The organism is Microbacterium memoriense, from assembly GCF_025398275.1.
Lineage (GTDB): Bacteria > Actinomycetota > Actinomycetes > Actinomycetales > Microbacteriaceae > Microbacterium > Microbacterium memoriense.
The window spans coordinates 50125-65952 of the sequence record NZ_JAODOR010000005.1 but is presented as its reverse complement, the minus strand read 5'-3'; the positions used below and the strand labels follow the sequence as shown (position 1 = coordinate 65952).

Below are 15828 nucleotides of genomic sequence, written 5' to 3'. Positions count from 1 at the left end.
CCCGACGGTCAGGGCGTGCCGACACCACGCTGGCAGTCGACGCAGTTTTCGGCATAGGGCAGAATGTCGAGTCGCGCGGCCGGGATCGTTGCGCCGCAGCGGATGCAGCGGCCATACGTTCCGGCGTTCAGCCGTTCCAGCGCCGCGACGATCTGATCGATCACGCGCCGAGTCGACGCGCTGGTCGCCCAGGTCACGGGGTCGATGTGAGGGGCGGCGTTGGGCGCAGCCTCCCGCAGGAGGGCTTCGCGCTCGCGGAGTTCTTGCTCGAGGAACCGGCGGACGTGCGGCACGTTGAGCTTGGGTGCGGACGAGGGTGCCGTGTCGAGAGACATGGAGTACTCCTTCAGAGAATGTGGGTGGGTGTTCATGTGGCGAGCGCCGCTATCAACCGGCGAGAAGTTTTCGACGATCCAGCGGAGCACCCGCGCGGACAGCGCCGCGGCAGGGCCTCACGCGTCCACTGCGAGCTGGGCACTACTACCCCGGAGCGTGCAAAAAAAGCGCCGCAGTGCGACGCGCGTGAGTGACCGGAAGACCGTGTGAAAAACGGATCAGGCCGGCGGCGCGCGACGGGCGGAGCGGAAGAGCACATCCACTCCGGCACCCATCATCCGCGGCGGGAGGACCTCATGACGGGACCCGGCAACCTCCCTGCCACCCACGGCGGCAGGACCCGCCGTGGGATCAGGAAGGACGGTCATCGACATGCCCCTCACCATAGCCCGCCCCCCAGAAAAGGCAAGTCGGCGCCGGTTTTTCGCCGCAGATGCTTTGCCTCGGCAAATGGGCTATGGTCATCGGAATCACGCCAGCTGAAGAAGGGAAGCGTGAACAACATGGCAGGTAAAGCCCCACGCGGTGGAAGCGCGAAGAAGGAACCAAAACTCACTCTCAAAGAGAAGCGCGAAGCAAAACGGGTGAACGCCGCCCCGACGGCCTTCATCAAGCCGCGCAAGGCGGGATAGCGCCGCTCGCCGTTGCTGTCGGGGGCCTCTGAGCGCAGCGGCCCCCGACAGCGCTCACACGGCGAGCGCTCCGCGCGAAGAGAGTGAACACGCCCTCTCGCGATCCCGGCGGCCACGCACGCAAAGACAGTTCCGCGGACACGCGGCCACGCTTTCGGCCGGCGATGCCCGGGCGCGCCGGGAGCGCGCGACAGGTCCGATGGTTCTGACGGACGTCAATGGAGTACCGCGTCGCCCCGGGGGACGCTCGGGTGATGCCTGGAATCGGCTTGCCATAGCGGTCGTTGCGCCTCGTCGACGCTGACCACCGTAGTGCCGCCTGTTCGAGAAAGCTCGGCCGCCCACACGATCCGGTGAAGTGCTGTCGGCCGCGCCGTTTCGACCGCTCGGTCGTAACGGCGGATCCATGGACGGCACGAAACCCGGAGATGTGAGGTCTCCGGGTTTCGTGTGCGGGGGATCACTCCGGGCTCGGGGGTGAACGGACACGCGTCGCAACGCTGGAGATGCGCTCCCGACGGGCGCCTGAGACCGACGTGGTCCCTCGTTCCGGACTATGGCGTCTCGGGGACTCCGGGTCGGGGATGAGGCTGCCGGCGCTGCGGCTTTCGAGTCCCGAGGCTCGCAGGATTGCGAAGAATTCCGCGTCGACCCAGTCCGGATCTGCCCACAGGAGCTCAAGATCCCGTCCGCGGGTGTCCGCGTCGAGGTCGGATGGCGTGATCAACGTGGTCATCATCTCGCAACCCCCGTCCGTGGTGAGCGGAGTCAGGCCTGGATGCTGGCCGTCTCCGTCCGCGGCGTATCTGCGTCGCTGCTGGTGATGGTGATCTTGCGGGGCTTGGCCTGCTCCGCCACCGGGATGCGCAACCGCAGAACGCCGGCGGTGTAGTCGGCGTCGACCCGCTCCGTATCGAGCGCGTCGCCCAGGATGAGTTGCCGGCTGAACACTCCCCAGGGCCGTTCGGCTGCGACCATGTTCGCCGCGTCCGGCATCCGACTCAGCCGTTCCGCCTTGATGGTGAGGACGTTGCGTTCCACGTCGATGTCCAGTCGGCCCGGGTCGATCCCGGGCAGGTCGAGCTCTACGAAGAAATCGTCGCCCTCGCGCCACGCATCCAACGGCATACCTGTGGGCCGGGCCACGGTTCCGAAGACCTGCTGGGTGAGCCGGTCGAGTTCACGGAACGGGTCATGTTGCAACAGCATTTCTGATCTCCTCCATTTCACTTGCTTGGTCGATTCTGCCGACACATCTATGTCGACAGGTATAGATTTTATATCGCCAGAGCCGCAGTGTCGCAAGTGGCTTCGTGAGGATGTTTCCGGAGAGAGGCGAAGATGACCGATGACGCGCGAGGGGTGTACGCGATCGCGGTCGCCGCGGAACTCTCCGGCGTGGGTGAGCAGACGCTGCGTCTCTACGAGCGGAAAGGACTCTTGACCCCCGCGCGCACAGCGGGAGGGACCCGCAGATACAGCGTCGACGACATCGCCGTGCTTCGACGAGTCGTCGCACTGCTTGCGGAAGGGTTGAATCTCGCAGGCGCCCGTCGCGTCATCGAACTCGAAACCACGAATGAACACCTCCGCGGTCAGATCGCAGACCTCACCGCACAGGAGATGCGATGACGAACGTCACGCCGCGCACCAAGCGGTGTCGGGATGTCCCGTCATGATCGATGGACCACAGGGCGATGACGAGCATCCCCTAGCACCCCTGTCCACGCGGGAGCCCGACATCCTCGATCTCACGGTCGGCCCGTGCGGCCCCGCGGAGAACTTCGATTTCGCCGAAAAAGGCACTGCTGCTTCAGCAGCACGAGGAGGCCGTCGCACGGGCGCAGCAGACCAGAGAGATCCTGCGTTCCGTTCGGATACGAATCCGCCCGCCTCCGCCTCGCCTACGCCGAACGGCTGAGGCGGCTGCGCCGAACCGCCGAGGCCCGCCGCCAGCTCTTCCGCGTCGAGATGGACTTCACGACGATGCAGGCCGGCGCCTAGATAGACCGGGTGCACAGCGACCTGCGCGCATGCGAGCGCGGGGCCGTGAGGCGCGCCGCCGCGCACGATTGGCGGACACCTCTACAAGATCTCGGCATAACGACCCGCGCTCAGTTGCGTGACGCGTTGGTAGGCGTCGCGGCATCCTGTCGCGCGGCTCCCCTGCTGGCGAATTCACGATGGGGAGTTCAGAAGCCCGACTCAACCGCCAGATCCGTGCGTCGGGCCGCGACGGCGCGGGGGTCCCGCAGCATCTCGTCGCGCAGATAGCGGGCGTACCCGTCTGGGGCGCGACCGACCGAACGGCCGCTTGTGAGCACCCGCGCGCCGTCCGACGCGGCGACTCGTGCACCGATCGCGCGAGCACGTTCGACCATGAGGACATCCTCGTGCACCGGCAGGGCGCGGAATCCATCGGCGCGTTCGAGCACATCGGCCCGGACGCCAAGATTCGCCCCGTGCACGGCCCCGTTCGCAACAACGGGCGAGTGCGTCGCGTGCCAGGCCAGCAGCTGTTCGTCATCCAGGTCGTCGAAGCGCGGTTGCACGGTGCCGACCACGACCTCGGCACCGGCGGCGGCGAGGTCCAGCTGGTGCGTGAGCCAATTCTGGGGCACGACCGAGTCGGCGTCAGTATGCGCCGTCCAGATCCGGTCGAGCGGCAGCGGTGAGGCTGACTCCGAAAGACGTGCCAGCGCGCCCGCGAGGGCCGCGTCACGAGCCGCACCCACAGCTCCTGAGTTGAGTTCCACCGCTGGAACGCCGAGCAGACGGACGATCTCGAGCGACCGGTCGGTGCATCGATCCAACGCCACACAGGCCGCCGTCACCGCGACCCTCACGCCGACCGCATCCAGAGCGGCACGCACCGAGTGGAGACACGCTTCGAGCAGGTCTTCTTCGTCGTGCGCCGGAATGGCGACGACCACGGCATCCGGGAGCATGATCATCCCGCCTCCGCACGCGCCACTGACGGCGTCCCCGCCCGGACGTGCACGTCGAGCACGAAATCCTCTTCGCCGTGGTGAACGGCGCGCGCCCATCCGGTCGCGGCGTCGAACGCTGCGTGCACGAGTCCGGCGGAGATCGCGGCATCCGCCATCGGGTGCCGCCAGTGACAGAGGACGATCACGCCGTCGCTCGTGAGGGACGCGTCGATGCGTGCGATCGCGTCGGCGAGCGCGTCCGGGGACCAGTAGTACGCAATCTCCGACACGATGACGAGGTCGAACACTCCTTCGGGCCAGTCGTCAGGGAGATACCTCTGCTCGAGCACCACCCCCGTGGCCGTCTGCAGGCGGTCGCGAGCCAGGCGCAATGCGCTGTCGGCACCGTCGACGGCCACCACCTGAGTGCAACGATCCGCGAGGTCGGCGGTGAGCTCGCCGTTCGCGCAGCCCAGTTCGAGTGCGCGATCGAACCGTTCGCGAGGGAGCGAAGCCAGAAGGATCGCGCGCTTGCGGCGCTCATACCATCGCGTGCGAAAACCCCACGGGTCCGGCGATCGGCGGAACTTCTCCTCAAAGCCATCAATCGAAATGGACGGAGGCTTCTCAATGTCGTGCGCGGCGAACACTTCCACGTCGCGCGCGAAGTGCGCGAGCATGCCCGGGTGCAACATCGGCGGCGCACCTTCACGCTGCGACCGGTAAGCGTCGAGCGCTCGCGCTTTCGCGTCGACGGCCTCGGCTGCCAACGGCAGGACTACCCAGTCGGATGCGTCGACCTCGTCCGGTTGCGCCCAATGCCACAGCCACACGGGATATCCGACGACACGCACTCCGGGCGCGGCGCACTTGATCGCTTCCTCCCCCGCGATGCGGTGGTCGCGGTGGCCGTCGCCAGCCCATGGGGCAAGCAGAAGCACGCGCCATGGGTTCGTGCCGAGCTCGCCGCGGAGGGCAGCACCGAGCGCGTCGCGGGTTCGGTCGAGGCCGCCATCCGGCAGCCCCAGGAAGCGCAGCCTGGCTGTCGGGGCGAGTTCTCGGAGCGCTGCGACGAGCTCCTGACGTCGAAGACCGGCGAGCACTTCATGATCAAGAGCAGGATCACCCGCTTCTCCGTCTGTCGCAACGATGACGGTGACATCGATCCCGGCCTGCGCGGCGGTGTGCAACAGCCCGCCGGCGCCGAGGGTCTCGTCGTCGGGGTGTGCGGCGACGACGACGATCCGATCGACATCCAGCGACACATGTGGGCTCGTCGCCCAAGGCGCTGCCCGCGCCCACCGGTGTTCGTCGGTTCCCGGATCGCGGTGATCGAACGGTCTGCTCACGACGCCAGCAGCCTTCCGAGCCGTGCGAGATCCCGCTCGCCGTGATGCTGGCGGAGGTAGATGCGCAGGTCGGCCACGCGTCGCGCATGCTGCTCGTCGGTCGCGAGTGGAGCGGGGCCGAGAGCGCGGTCAGTGATGGAGAGGATGCTCTCGACCTGGCTCGATGTGATCGCGCGTACGCGCTCGGCGGTGATCTTCAGATCCCGACCGGTGACTCCGGCGTCGACCGCGTCCGCCGCTTCGGCGAGAACGGCGCGCACGCTCCAGAACGCGGCATCGGCCGCGCCGGCGAACACCTCGGCAACCTGGTCTGATGTGCTCGTTTGTGCCCGTCCGATGACGGCACGGACCAGTGGAGCGGTCGAGCCCCACCACACGGCCGCCACGCCCATCCCGCCCCACGCGAATCCCGGGCGGGACAGGTACCAGCCGTCCTCACCTACCGGGACGGCGGACGCATCGTCGAAGTCCACAGGGGCACTGACCACTTGGCTGAGTCCCCGCGACACCCACGGGCCGCGACGCGCGTTGACGCCCGGCTGCCGCAACGCCACCGCAAACAGCCGACGCGTCTCCGGCCCGGTCCACGCCGTCACGAGGGCATGGCTCAGCGTTCCGGCCAGCGAACACCAGTCCTTCGTGCCGTCCAGCCGCCAGCCATCCCTCGCGGGGCGGGCTTCCAGCCGCGCGCCCTCCGCCGCGTACACCCCCCAGGACCCGTCCGAACGGTCGCCGATCGCATCCAGATCCACCGGGATACCGGCGTCGGACGCCTCGCGGAGGATGCTCCGCGCATCCAGATGCGGTTCGAGAATCCGCGCACCGGCTACGTCAGCGGCCGCGGCGGAAGCAAGGACCTCCCATGTTTCGCGGGTGCGGCCTTCGCCCGGTGCGGGTGTCTCCGCCGCCGCGGCGACTGCCCACTCGACAGTGGCGGCGAGGTGGGCGCCGAGCAGCGGGACTCCCGCTGCCAACTGCGCGACCGAGGTCGCTGCCGCGCCGGCAGGGCCGGGGCGTAGGGACAGGGGCTGGGCCGCCGTCTCGAGATTCATGGACGGACCGTTAGGCATGCTCGACACGCTACGGTCCGGCCGCGGCTCCGCCTTCCCCCTTGCGTGTATGCGCTTCGCCTGTTACCCGGCAAGACGCGCGAGCGTGTTTGCTCGCACCGCAAGATCGAGTGCGCGGAGCAAAGAAAAACCCCCGATAAACGGGGGCTTTTCTATGGCGGTGGCGGTGGGATTTGAACTCATCCCTCCGTGTTTGGAGAGGGCCGCATGTGCGCGTTCGCCGCGTGTTTCCGCGGTTCGCCGACACCGACGGCGACCTGTGCTGGTGCTGTTCTTCGCCCGGCTCTTCCCAAATTCTTCCCACGTCCCAGCTGGACTCGACGCCGAGGGTGAATCAGTGCAGAGACCGCTCAGCACGGAGGCCGATCCGTCCGATCACGACCGATGTCGATCCCGCCACGGCGTGCCGCTTTCCAGAGCTTGCGAACCCCGTACACGCGGTAGTTGTCTTCCCCGAGCGTCACAAGTTCCGGGATGAGGACCGCGTCGCTGACGGCGCGCGCGGACGGGACACGGTCTTTCGCGTAATAGGTGCTCGGAGCCACCTGCAACAGGCTGCAGATGGGCTCGACCCCGAGCGGGCGACCTTCGACGATGTCGTCCCTATTCGCGTCGATGACCGCGACTACTTCCGGTGTTGGCAGTCAAGCGCCGCCCCCTGCGGGTGCGCTATTTAGCAGGTCTCTACGACCGGGGCTGTGTCGCCGTAGTTGCCAGATGCCCAGCAGCGGTTTGTGTTAGCAACCCAGTTGCGAGTCGGGGAGAGAGTCGTGCGCGGATTGGCGAAGCGTGTGTCCGTCCAGGAGGCGACTCCCACGCAGTCGGTGGATGCGATCGAGTTGTCGATCGGGCACATGGAGTTGTTCGACAGCTGGACCTGACCCCATATCTTGCTAGATGTGGTGCTGCCAACCTTTGCATCGATGAACGTCTCAAGCGACGACGACGGGCCGGGAGGGAAGGCGGGCAAGTCCACAGCGGATTCGAAGCCCACCGCCATTGATTGGAGCCCGCAGCTGTCAAAGAGATCATTCAGGTCCGCGTATGGTTGCGCCGCTGCAACTCCGCCTGCCGACGAAGTTATCGACCAGCTGTTGAGGCTGTAGTTCTTAGCGATGAACTGATCACGGAAGCCTGGTCCACATAGCTCCCACGGCAGCACGCTACCTCTGACGCCGGTGGCACTGTTCGAGAGATTGATCTCGAACTCGACCGCGATAGGTCCGGTGAGGTTGGCTGGCGAGTAAGGGGTGTATCAGTCGATGCTGTTGTAGAAATACTGGGAAGACCCCCCGCGTACGGTGCCGGCATAAACCGTCTGTGGTTGCCATGTGGGGACGATGGCACGTGCGGCATTGGACGTACCCGAGGAGGGAACGGCCATCTCTATCGGGGACGAACCGCGAGCCGTCGAGCGTAGGTCTTCGAGTTTCTCGGCAGGTATTGGCGCTGCGATGAAGGGGTCGCCCTCTACCTGAATCTCGGGGAGTGGTTTGAATGTTGTTGCCCGAAGTGTCGCGTCCTGGCTTGTGCTTGGTGCACGGTATGGCACAGAGGCGACTAGCGCGGCTACTTGTGGGACGGTCCCGTACATGTCCGCAAACTGCTTCATGAACTCGGCCGGCGACTTATCTGAGTCGAAAAAGTACTCACCGACGACCTGGTCGTTCTCAAAGCGAACACCCACGGCCGCGCCCTCGTACGTTTCAGCGATCCGGAGGGCTTTGTCGAAATCGGTCGTGATGCTGAGCCTTGCCTGCAGTAGAGAGGTGCTTGCAGCGGGTTCCTTCGTGTCGCTATCGTCGACAGTTGCGACGGCTGCTGGCACTATTCCGAAGATAGTGATTGCGGCGGCGAGCATGAAGCTGGTGGTCAAAGCGAGTCGAGTGTGGGGGGAGTTCACGCAGATCTCCTTAGTCGGTAGACAGCAGCGGATAGCCCTAAGAATGCGGCCGCACCGCCGTATATCGCCAAGGTAGCGCTCCAGGTAGCAGAGGTCCACAGCATTGTTCCTTCGGGCGTGGGGTACCCACAGTTCAGCCCGTAAGGCATCGCGCCGATTGATCCTTCCACAGCGCTCAGAGCGGTTTCGTCAAGGAATCCAAGCTCCGGCGCACGCTGTTCAGTGAGGTAGATGCAACGGGCTCTGGGCGAGTCGAAGGAGAAGGCTGATAGCAAGCCGGTGGTGACGATCAGTAGCGATAGTCCGGCAAGAATTGCGCAGAGAACTCGCGTGGCTCGACGGTGACTTCGTGACTTGCTGACCATAGGTTGAGGGTAGACGGAACCTCCGTGAATCGCCCCGGGTTTAGTGGAGGGCGAGTTCTCCCAGCGCCGACTGGCTCTGGGTGTTGCTCCGACGGTAGTACTCGTTCTTATTCTCGATGGGTGTGAGGTAGCCAATCGATGAGTGCAGCCGGTTCTCGTTGAACCCGTGCACCCAGGGACGGTCACCTCATCCGATCGAATTCGCAGGACGGGTGGTTCGCCGCCGCGGTCAAGCGCGCCATGATCGAGGATCCCTCGTTCAGCCGAGTCACGCCGCACGATCTCCGGCACACGGCCGCAAGCTTGGCGATCAGCTCGGGAGCGAACGTTCTCGCCGTCCAACGAATGCTGGGACACGCGTCCGCCGCGATGACTCTGGACACCTACGCCGATTTACTCGACGACGATCTGGACAACGTGGCCGCCGCTTTGAACCGCGCCAGAGAGAGTCACATCACGCCTCGCGCGCCTCAGTTGTAGCCATCGGGCGGCGAACAACGTCATTCAGTTCTTCCCATTTTCTTCCCACGAGGCCGCGCGGGAGGAAAAGAGAAACCCCCGATCCCAGTGTTTACAAGGGATCGGGGGTTTCGACGCTGGCGGTGACGGTGGGATTTGAACCCACGGTAGGGGTGAACCTACACAACATTTCGAGTGTTGCACCTTCGGCCGCTCGGACACGTCACCGCGGAACAGCTTACGTGACACCAGAGGATGCCGCCAATCGCGCCGAGAGACCCCCGAGCGCGGGTAGCGTGTCGACGTGACCGAGCGAATGAACGCACAGCAGCGACTGGTGCTCGCGGTGGCCGTGCTCGGCTCTTTCGTCGCGTTTCTCGACTCGACGATCGTCAACGTCGCCCTCCCCGCGATCTCCCGCGACCTGGGCGGAGGGCTCACGACCCAGCAGTGGACGGTGGATGCCTACCTCGTCACTCTCGGCGCCCTGATCCTCGTCGCGGGCGCGGTCAGCGACGCGTACGGCCGCATCCTCGTTCTTCGGATCGGTCTCATCGGCTTCGGCATCGCCTCGGTCGCGGTCGCGCTCGCTCCCGACCCGACCGTGCTGATCATCGCGCGCGCTGCGCAAGGCGCGGCAGGCGCCTTCCTGGTGCCGAGCTCGCTCGCCCTCATCACCGCGACGATGCGTGACCCGCTCCGCGCTCGCGCCATCGGCTTGTGGACCGCGCTGACCACGGGTGCGACGGTCATCGGGCCGCTCATCGGCGGGCTGATGGTCGACTATCTCTCGTGGCGCTTCGCGTTCGTCATCAACGTGCTGCCGATCGCGGCCGGCCTCTTTCTCCTCACCCGCCTGGACCTCCCCGGCGACCGCATCCGGCCTGCGGGCACGCGGATCGACTGGCTCGGCGCGGCTATGTGCACCTTCGGGCTCGGCGCCGCCGTCTACGCGCTGATCGAAGAACCGAACGCCGGATGGGCGGCCCCCGAGATCTGGATGCCGGGGATCGCCGGCATCCTGTTGCTCATCGCTTTCGGTTGGCGGCAACGCACCGTCCCTCACCCGATCCTGCCGCCCGCGCTTTTCCACCGCCGCAACTTCACGGCGGGCAACATCTCGACCCTGTTCGTCTACGCCGCACTCTCGCTCAACGGTTTCGTCCTCGCCGTCTACCTGCAGCAGGGTGCGGGGCTGTCGGCCACCCTCGCGGGGCTCGCGAGCCTGCCGATCACGATCCTCATGATCCTGCTGAGCTCACGCGCCGGCACCCTCGCCGGGCGCTGGGGGCCCCGCGTCTTCATGACAGCAGGCCCGTTGATCATGTCGGCCGGCACCCTGCTGCTCCTGACCGTCTCGGCCGAGTTCGACTACTGGTGGCAGGTGCTCCCGTCAATGCTCCTCTTCGGCATCGGTCTCGCGCTGACGGTGTCACCGCTGACGTCGGCGATCCTCGGCGCGGCTGATCCGGCGCAGGCGGGCATCGCGTCCGCGGTGAACAATGCGGTGGCGCGGATCGCCGGGCTCGTGCCGATCGCCGCCCTGGCGGCGATCACGGGTGGCGCACTCGACCTCGCCGGATTCCACCGCGCGGCCATCGTGACCGCGGTCCTGCTGGCGATCGGTGGGCTGGTCGCGCTCGTCGGCATCCGCAACCCGCGGGTGGTTCAGGCCGAGCCAGGCCCGTAGGCGGCGGCGATGTCCTGCGAGGTCGCTCCGCCCTCGTATGTGCCGTGTTGCGGCCATCCCTCCGGGACATCTTGCCACTCCTCCTGTCGCCCGAAGGGCAACAGGTCGATCAGCCCGTGGATGTGGCCGATCTGCTCGGTGCCGCGCCCGTCAGTGTGCCAGGTGCGGTAAACGGTGTCCCCGTCACGCATGAACACATTGAGGGCGAATCCGGCCTCAGGGGGCGCGCCCATGTCGGCGCCGAACGGGCTGTCCGCGGTCGAATACCACCCCATCGCGTTTCCGACGCGCTCTTTATAGGCGAGGGCCTCGTCGATCGGCCCCTGCGTGACGATCACGAAGCGCGCGTCGTAGTCGTCGAGGAAGTCCAGCCGCGTGAATTGCGCCGTCCACCCGGTACATCCGGGACACTGCCAGGTCTTTCCGGGAAACCACATGTGGCTATAGACGATCAATTGGGTCTTGTCCTGGAAGAGGTCGATCAGCCGAACGGGTCCGTTCGGTCCGTCCAGGATGTAGTCCGGCAACTCGACCATCGGCAGCCGTCTGCGCTGCGCCGCGATCGCGTCGAGCTCGCGCGTCGCGGCCTTCTCCCGCACGCGCAGAATGTCGAGCTCGCGGCGCCAGGTCTCGGCATCCACGACGGCAGGCAAAGCGGTCATCGTGTCCTCGCTTTCTCATCGAACGGATGTCGCCATGCTCGCGCCGCGCGAAATCGTCGCGCAAGGGGGATTCTCGGTAGCCGCGGCATCCGCCGCCCTGCCAGACTGAGCGCATGAGCGTGATCGAGAACTCCAAACTCACTGTCGTCGGCGCGGGTGCGGTCGGATCTTCCGTCGCATACGCCGCCCTGATCCGCGGCTCCGCCCGCCACGTCGCCCTGTACGACATCGCCGCAGAGAAGACCGAGGCCGAGGTGCTCGACCTGGCCCACGGCGCCCAGTTCACCGGATCGAGCGACATCATCGGCGGCGCCGACATCTCCGTTGCTGCCGGCTCGCACGTCGTGGTGATCACTGCCGGCGCGAAGCAGCGCCCTGGCCAAACGCGCATCGAGCTCGCCGGCGTCAACGCCAACATCCTGAAGTCGATGATGCCGCAGCTCCTCGAGGTCGCTCCGGATGCCGTCTATGTCATCGTGACCAACCCGTGCGACGTGCTGACCGTCCTCGCGCAGGAGACCACCGGCCTGCCGTCGGAGCGCATCTTTGCGTCCGGCACGGTGCTGGACACCTCCCGCCTGCGCTGGAAGATCGCTCAGCGCGCAGGCGTCTCGATCGCGAGCGTGCACGCCTACATCGTCGGCGAGCATGGCGACACCGAGTTCCCGCTGTGGTCGCACGCGACGATCGGCACGGTCCCGATCCTCGACTGGCAGCCGCTCGATGGGCAGCCGAAGTTCACGGTCGCCGAGCTCGATCAGATCGCGGTCGACGTCCGCGATGCCGCGTACAAGGTCATCCAGGGCAAGGGTGCGACCAACTACGCGATCGGCTTGTCGAGTGCCCGCATCGTTGAGGCGATCCTGAACGACGAGCACACCGTCATGCCGGTCTCGACCGTGCTGCAGGACTTCCACGGCGTGAACGGTGTCGCCCTCTCGGTGCCGTCGGTGGTCAGCAACCGCGGTGCGGTACCGATCCGCGAGACCACCTTCTCGGAGCACGAGCTCGGCCTCTTCCGCCACTCGGCCGAGGCGCTCCGCGAGGTCGCCGACTCCCTCCGCTGACCCCGGCCTGAGCGGGCCGGTGTCGGTGGGCGCGGCTAGCCTGAAGACATGGCATCCAAGCGCGCGACGACCACGACCGCGTTCCGGTGCACGGAGTGCGGCTGGACGGCGGCGAAGTGGGTCGGCCGCTGCGGCGAGTGCCAGCAGTGGGGCAGCGTCGTCGAAGCGGCGACTCAGACCGGGATCGTCCAGAACGTCGCGGCGATCAGCCCGATCCGCGCCGCCGTCCCGATCACACAGATCGACACCGCCGACACCCCTCGGCGCACGAGCGGGGTCGGCGAATTCGACCGCGTGCTCGGCGGCGGCATCGTCCCGGGCGCCGCGATCCTCCTCTCCGGCGAACCGGGTGTGGGCAAGTCGACCCTCCTGCTCGAAGTCGCCGCCCAGAGCGCGCGGGCCGGTCGACGCGTGCTCTACGTCAGCGCCGAAGAGTCGCTCGGCCAGGTGCGCCTGCGCGCCGAGCGTACGGCGGCGCTCCACGACGAGTTGTTCCTCGCGAGCGAAACCGACCTCGCCACCGTTCTCGGCCACATCGACGAGTGCGCGCCCGACCTGCTGATCGTCGACTCGGTCCAGACGGTGTCATCGTCACTGATCGACGGATCCGCCGGCCAGCCCGCGCAAGTGCGCGAAGTCGCCTCCACCCTCATCCGTGTCGCGAAAGCGCGCGATCTGCCGGTCATCATCGTCGGGCACGTCACCAAGGATGGGTCGATCGCAGGTCCCCGCATCCTCGAGCACCTCGTCGACGTCGTCTGCCACTTCGAAGGCGACCGCCAAACGTCGCTGCGATTCGTCCGTGCGCTGAAGAACCGGTTCGGCGCAACGGACGAAGTCGGATGCTTCGACATGACCGGTGCCGGCATCGCCGAAGTCCCCGACCCCAGCGTCCTGTTCCTCGGGCACGGCTCTCAGCAGCCCGGCACCTGCGTCACGATCGCACTCGAGGGACGACGTGCTCTCCCGGTCGAGGTCCAGGCGCTGACACTTCCGGCATCCGGACCGAACCCGCGGCGCATCGTCAGCGGCGTCGACGGCGCGCGCGTGGCGATGGTGCTCGCGGTGCTCGAAAAGCGCGCACACGTCAAATCATCCGATCAGGATGTGTACGTCTCGACCGTGGGCGGCGTGCGCCTGATCGAACCCGCCGCCGACCTTGCTATCGCCCTCGCCGTCGCGAGCGCGATCACCGGGCGCAGCAACCCTCCGGGAGTGGCCGCGATCGGAGAGCTCAGCCTGGCCGGTGAGATCCGCGCCGTCACCCAGCATTCCCAACGCCGCGCCGAAGCCGCGCGACTCGGGTACCGATCGGTCATCGACACCGCCTCGCGCGAGCTGTCGACCGCCTGGCGCGAGCTCGCCGGCAACCACCGCACCGATCCGACAGACCCGCCGACCTTCTGACCCGGGCTACGCGTCGAGCGCGGCGATCAGATCGGCCGGGGTCGCCTGGAGAGGGTGGGGCCCGGCGATGTCGAAGAAGACGGTCGTGATCTCGTCCCCGTGCGTCCCGAGGAAGGCACGCAACCAGGCCGGCGACTGGAGCGCGACCCCGGGCGGCAACGCCGCCGGTTTGTGTGCGGCATCGCTGAAGAGCAAGAGGGCAAGGTCGCCGGAGTTCGGATCGCGGTAGGTCCACACTTCGCCGGCGTCGAGTGGATTGTCGCGCTGACCAGGCTTCATCAGGGGGACGACGGTCGGGCCGTGGCGAAGGGCGAATGCGAGAGCCGCCATGTCCTGCGTCTGCAGCGCGTCGGCCAGTTGGGGGTTCCGAAACTCCAGGGGAGGTTTCGCGCGCTTCTTGCCGGCCATGACGACAACTCTAGAAGACAAGAAGGGGCCCTCTCGATTTCCTCATTGGGGACTGCGGAAATCGAAAGGGCCCATCGCTCACCGGGGCGAAAGTTTTCGTCTGGCCACTGGGGGTTGGCTTCGACTGACCATTGCTGGGGACAACGGGGACCGCCACCGGGAACTACTACAAGGGTACGCACTCCGAAGCCTCGCCGTCTGCATGAAACCCCAGACAATTCATGAGAATGTTCTCAGGAACACCGGCGCCGGTTCACCGCAGTTCGAATGCTTTCGTGTCCGCCGCTTCGATTCCACCGATCGACACCGAAAGGTGGAAGTACCCGGCCGGTGCCTGCGGGCGTGCCGCCGCGCACGTGTCCACCGACGACCGAGTGCGGTCCCATTCGAGCGGCGTGACGCTCGAGACGGTCTGCCCGGCATCCAACTGGACCACCTGATCACTCGATTCGGCCTGGCAATCGGTCGATCGCCACCAGACGTCCGGGCCGCTCGAAATCTCGAACGCCTGCGTCGCCGTGCCGACGTTGATCAGGCACGGCAGGTCGGAGTCGTTGGAGAGCGTGATCGACAGTTTCGGCAACTCGCCGCCTCCGTACGAGTCCTGGTCGGTCACTGCGAGCACCGTGATGTTCGAAGTCGAGCACGCTTCGATGGCTGGGGCGGCGGTCGGCTCGGACGGCGCCGGTTCCTCGGGTACCGACGGCTCGGACGGGGACGGTGTGGCCGCAGGGCTCGTCGCCACGGCGGAGCTCGTCGGACTCGCAGACGCAGCCGGTGTCGCAACCCCGCGCCACGGCTGCCAGATCGCCAGCGCGACGACGCCCGCGACCACGAGCAACGCCACCACCACGACGACGAGTCGACGGCGGCGGTAGACGGCGGGCGAGGGCCGACGGGAGGGGGTGCTCACAGACCCAGGCTATGCGCCGGCATCCGCCGATCCATCAGGACGCGCCTGCAGGCTCTTGAGCATGCGGGTATTACCCAGGGTGTTGGGCTTGACGTGCGCGAGGTCGAGGAACTCCGCGACGCCTTCGTCGGGGCTCCGGAGGAGCTGCGAATACACATCCGGGTCGACGACTTGCTCACCGATCGGCGCGAAGCCGCGGCGGGTGAAGAAGTCGACCTCGAAGGTGAGGCAGAACAAACGGCTGAGCCCCAGGTCCTGCGCGCGCTCCTCGAGCTTCTCGACGATCGCGCCACCCACCCCGTGGTGCAGCCACTCCTCCGAGACGATCAGGGTGCGCACCTCGCCGAGGTCTTCCCAGATGACGTGCAGCGCGCCGCAGCCGATGAGGCGCCCTTGCGCCTCCGCGACGACGAACTCCTGAACGGATTCGAAGAGCGTGACGACCTCTTTGCCGAGCAGGATCCGGCGCTGGACCCACGGGTCGAGAAGCTCGAGGATGCCGCGCACATCGGCCGTCCGTGCGGGTCTCACCCGGAAGAGCGGGTCGGCGGAGTGCGAGGGTGTCACCGCACCACTGTATTGCGGCGCCCTGCCGACCCGCACGAGCGCAGAGATAGTGTTACCTGTAACCCGCCCG

At 66.8% G+C, this 15828-nt stretch carries 16 protein-coding genes, 1 tRNA gene and 2 pseudogenes; 6 read left to right on the top strand and 13 right to left on the bottom strand.

Features of this window, described 5'->3' with window-relative positions; all coding sequences use genetic code 11:
• Positions 1 to 8: 8 nt before the first annotated feature.
• Together N4R40_RS05100 and N4R40_RS05095 are read right to left on the bottom strand one after the other, a co-directional pair.
• Positions 9 to 335: a TraR/DksA family transcriptional regulator gene (locus N4R40_RS05100; protein WP_261606290.1), complete on the bottom strand. Its 327-nt coding sequence runs from the start codon at positions 333 to 335 to the stop codon at positions 9 to 11.
• A gap of 219 nt (positions 336 to 554) precedes the next feature.
• Positions 555 to 704 carry a hypothetical protein gene (locus N4R40_RS05095; protein WP_261606289.1) on the bottom strand — a complete coding sequence of 50 codons (150 nt, stop codon included), beginning with the start codon at positions 702 to 704 and terminating at the stop codon, positions 555 to 557.
• Positions 705 to 830: 126 nt separating this feature from the next.
• Between N4R40_RS05095 and N4R40_RS05090 the strand changes: the two genes are divergently transcribed.
• Positions 831 to 968, top strand: coding sequence for a hypothetical protein (locus N4R40_RS05090; protein WP_261606288.1), 138 nt, complete (start codon positions 831 to 833; stop codon positions 966 to 968).
• Positions 969 to 1736: 768 nt separating this feature from the next.
• Here the strand turns inward: N4R40_RS05090 and N4R40_RS05085 are convergent.
• Positions 1737 to 2177 carry an Hsp20/alpha crystallin family protein gene (locus N4R40_RS05085; protein ID WP_261606287.1) on the bottom strand — a complete coding sequence of 147 codons (441 nt, stop codon included), beginning with the start codon at positions 2175 to 2177 and terminating at the stop codon, positions 1737 to 1739.
• Between the two features lie 132 nt (positions 2178 to 2309).
• On the opposite strand from N4R40_RS05085, the gene N4R40_RS05080 reads away from it, so the two are divergent.
• Positions 2310 to 2600: a MerR family transcriptional regulator gene (locus N4R40_RS05080; RefSeq protein ID WP_261606286.1), complete on the top strand. Its 291-nt coding sequence runs from the start codon at positions 2310 to 2312 to the stop codon at positions 2598 to 2600.
• A gap of 560 nt (positions 2601 to 3160) precedes the next feature.
• Here the strand turns inward: N4R40_RS05080 and N4R40_RS05075 are convergent.
• The 5 genes and pseudogenes from N4R40_RS05075 to N4R40_RS05055 form a co-directional block, all read right to left on the bottom strand.
• Entirely contained in the window at positions 3161 to 3922 is a 762-nt protein-coding gene (locus tag N4R40_RS05075) for a glycosyltransferase (protein ID WP_261606285.1), read from the bottom strand.
• Entirely contained in the window at positions 3919 to 5247 is a 1329-nt protein-coding gene (locus tag N4R40_RS05070) for a bifunctional PIG-L family deacetylase/class I SAM-dependent methyltransferase (RefSeq protein WP_261606284.1), read from the bottom strand. Before N4R40_RS05070 ends, N4R40_RS05075 begins: the two co-directional genes overlap by 4 nt.
• The gene (locus N4R40_RS05065; RefSeq protein WP_261606283.1) at positions 5244 to 6299 is read right to left on the bottom strand and encodes an acyl-CoA dehydrogenase family protein; all 1056 of its coding nucleotides are present in this window, start codon (positions 6297 to 6299) and stop codon (positions 5244 to 5246) included. The genes N4R40_RS05070 and N4R40_RS05065 overlap by 4 nt, the downstream gene beginning before the upstream one ends.
• A 380-nt stretch (positions 6300 to 6679) precedes the next feature.
• Positions 6680 to 6958 (bottom strand): annotated as a pseudogene (locus tag N4R40_RS05060) (IS3 family transposase); the annotation flags it as partial.
• 614 nt (positions 6959 to 7572) lie between these two features.
• On the bottom strand, positions 7573 to 8220 hold the full coding sequence (locus N4R40_RS05055; RefSeq protein WP_261606282.1) for a hypothetical protein: 648 nt from the start codon (positions 8218 to 8220) through the stop codon (positions 7573 to 7575).
• A 548-nt stretch (positions 8221 to 8768) separates the two neighbouring features.
• Between N4R40_RS05055 and N4R40_RS05050 the strand changes: the two are divergent.
• Positions 8769 to 9065 (top strand): annotated as a pseudogene (locus N4R40_RS05050) (tyrosine-type recombinase/integrase); the annotation flags it as partial.
• Positions 9066 to 9182: 117 nt separating this feature from the next.
• Here N4R40_RS05050 and N4R40_RS05045 read toward each other — a convergent pair.
• Positions 9183 to 9272, bottom strand: a tRNA-Ser gene (locus N4R40_RS05045).
• An 88-nt stretch (positions 9273 to 9360) separates the two neighbouring features.
• Between N4R40_RS05045 and N4R40_RS05040 the strand changes: the two genes are divergently transcribed.
• Entirely contained in the window at positions 9361 to 10734 is a 1374-nt protein-coding gene (locus N4R40_RS05040) for an MFS transporter (protein ID WP_261606371.1), read from the top strand.
• Here the strand turns inward: N4R40_RS05040 and N4R40_RS05035 are convergent.
• The gene (locus N4R40_RS05035) at positions 10713 to 11396 is read right to left on the bottom strand and encodes a DUF899 domain-containing protein (protein ID WP_261606281.1); all 684 of its coding nucleotides are present in this window, start codon (positions 11394 to 11396) and stop codon (positions 10713 to 10715) included. The two genes, N4R40_RS05040 and N4R40_RS05035, sit on opposite strands and share 22 nt — an antisense overlap.
• A 113-nt stretch (positions 11397 to 11509) precedes the next feature.
• Here N4R40_RS05035 and N4R40_RS05030 point away from each other — a divergent pair, with 113 nt between their 5' ends.
• Together N4R40_RS05030 and radA are read left to right on the top strand one after the other, a co-directional pair.
• Positions 11510 to 12463 carry an L-lactate dehydrogenase gene (locus N4R40_RS05030; RefSeq protein WP_261606280.1) on the top strand — a complete coding sequence of 318 codons (954 nt, stop codon included), beginning with the start codon at positions 11510 to 11512 and terminating at the stop codon, positions 12461 to 12463.
• 48 nt (positions 12464 to 12511) lie between these two features.
• The gene (gene radA / locus N4R40_RS05025) at positions 12512 to 13870 is read left to right on the top strand and encodes a DNA repair protein RadA (protein WP_261606279.1); all 1359 of its coding nucleotides are present in this window, start codon (positions 12512 to 12514) and stop codon (positions 13868 to 13870) included.
• A 6-nt stretch (positions 13871 to 13876) separates the two neighbouring features.
• On the opposite strand, the gene N4R40_RS05020 is transcribed toward radA, so the two are convergent.
• From N4R40_RS05020 to N4R40_RS05010, 3 genes are all read right to left on the bottom strand, one after another.
• A complete protein-coding gene (locus N4R40_RS05020) occupies positions 13877 to 14278 on the bottom strand; it encodes a dehydrogenase (RefSeq protein WP_261606278.1) in 402 nt (133 codons plus the stop codon).
• A gap of 253 nt (positions 14279 to 14531) precedes the next feature.
• On the bottom strand, positions 14532 to 15191 hold the full coding sequence (locus tag N4R40_RS05015; protein WP_261606277.1) for a hypothetical protein: 660 nt from the start codon (positions 15189 to 15191) through the stop codon (positions 14532 to 14534).
• 9 nt (positions 15192 to 15200) lie between these two features.
• Positions 15201 to 15758 (bottom strand): amino-acid N-acetyltransferase, encoded by a 558-nt coding sequence (locus N4R40_RS05010; RefSeq protein ID WP_261606276.1) that lies wholly within the window; start codon positions 15756 to 15758, stop codon positions 15201 to 15203.
• Positions 15759 to 15828: the final 70 nt, after the last annotated feature.

Coding starts and splice junctions, on each gene's coding strand:
- N4R40_RS05100 (WP_261606290.1), bottom strand. CDS start 335: ATGTCTCTCGACACGGCACCCTCGTCCGCACCCAAGCTCAACGTGCCG.
- N4R40_RS05095 (WP_261606289.1), bottom strand. CDS start 704: ATGACCGTCCTTCCTGATCCCACGGCGGGTCCTGCCGCCGTGGGTGGC.
- N4R40_RS05085 (WP_261606287.1), bottom strand. CDS start 2,177: ATGCTGTTGCAACATGACCCGTTCCGTGAACTCGACCGGCTCACCCAG.
- N4R40_RS05080 (WP_261606286.1), top strand. CDS start 2,310: ATGACCGATGACGCGCGAGGGGTGTACGCGATCGCGGTCGCCGCGGAA.
- N4R40_RS05075 (WP_261606285.1), bottom strand. CDS start 3,922: ATGATCATGCTCCCGGATGCCGTGGTCGTCGCCATTCCGGCGCACGAC.
- N4R40_RS05065 (WP_261606283.1), bottom strand. CDS start 6,299: ATGAATCTCGAGACGGCGGCCCAGCCCCTGTCCCTACGCCCCGGCCCT.
- N4R40_RS05040 (WP_261606371.1), top strand. CDS start 9,361: ATGAACGCACAGCAGCGACTGGTGCTCGCGGTGGCCGTGCTCGGCTCT.
- N4R40_RS05035 (WP_261606281.1), bottom strand. CDS start 11,396: ATGACCGCTTTGCCTGCCGTCGTGGATGCCGAGACCTGGCGCCGCGAG.
- N4R40_RS05030 (WP_261606280.1), top strand. CDS start 11,510: ATGAGCGTGATCGAGAACTCCAAACTCACTGTCGTCGGCGCGGGTGCG.
- radA (WP_261606279.1), top strand. CDS start 12,512: ATGGCATCCAAGCGCGCGACGACCACGACCGCGTTCCGGTGCACGGAG.
- N4R40_RS05020 (WP_261606278.1), bottom strand. CDS start 14,278: ATGGCCGGCAAGAAGCGCGCGAAACCTCCCCTGGAGTTTCGGAACCCC.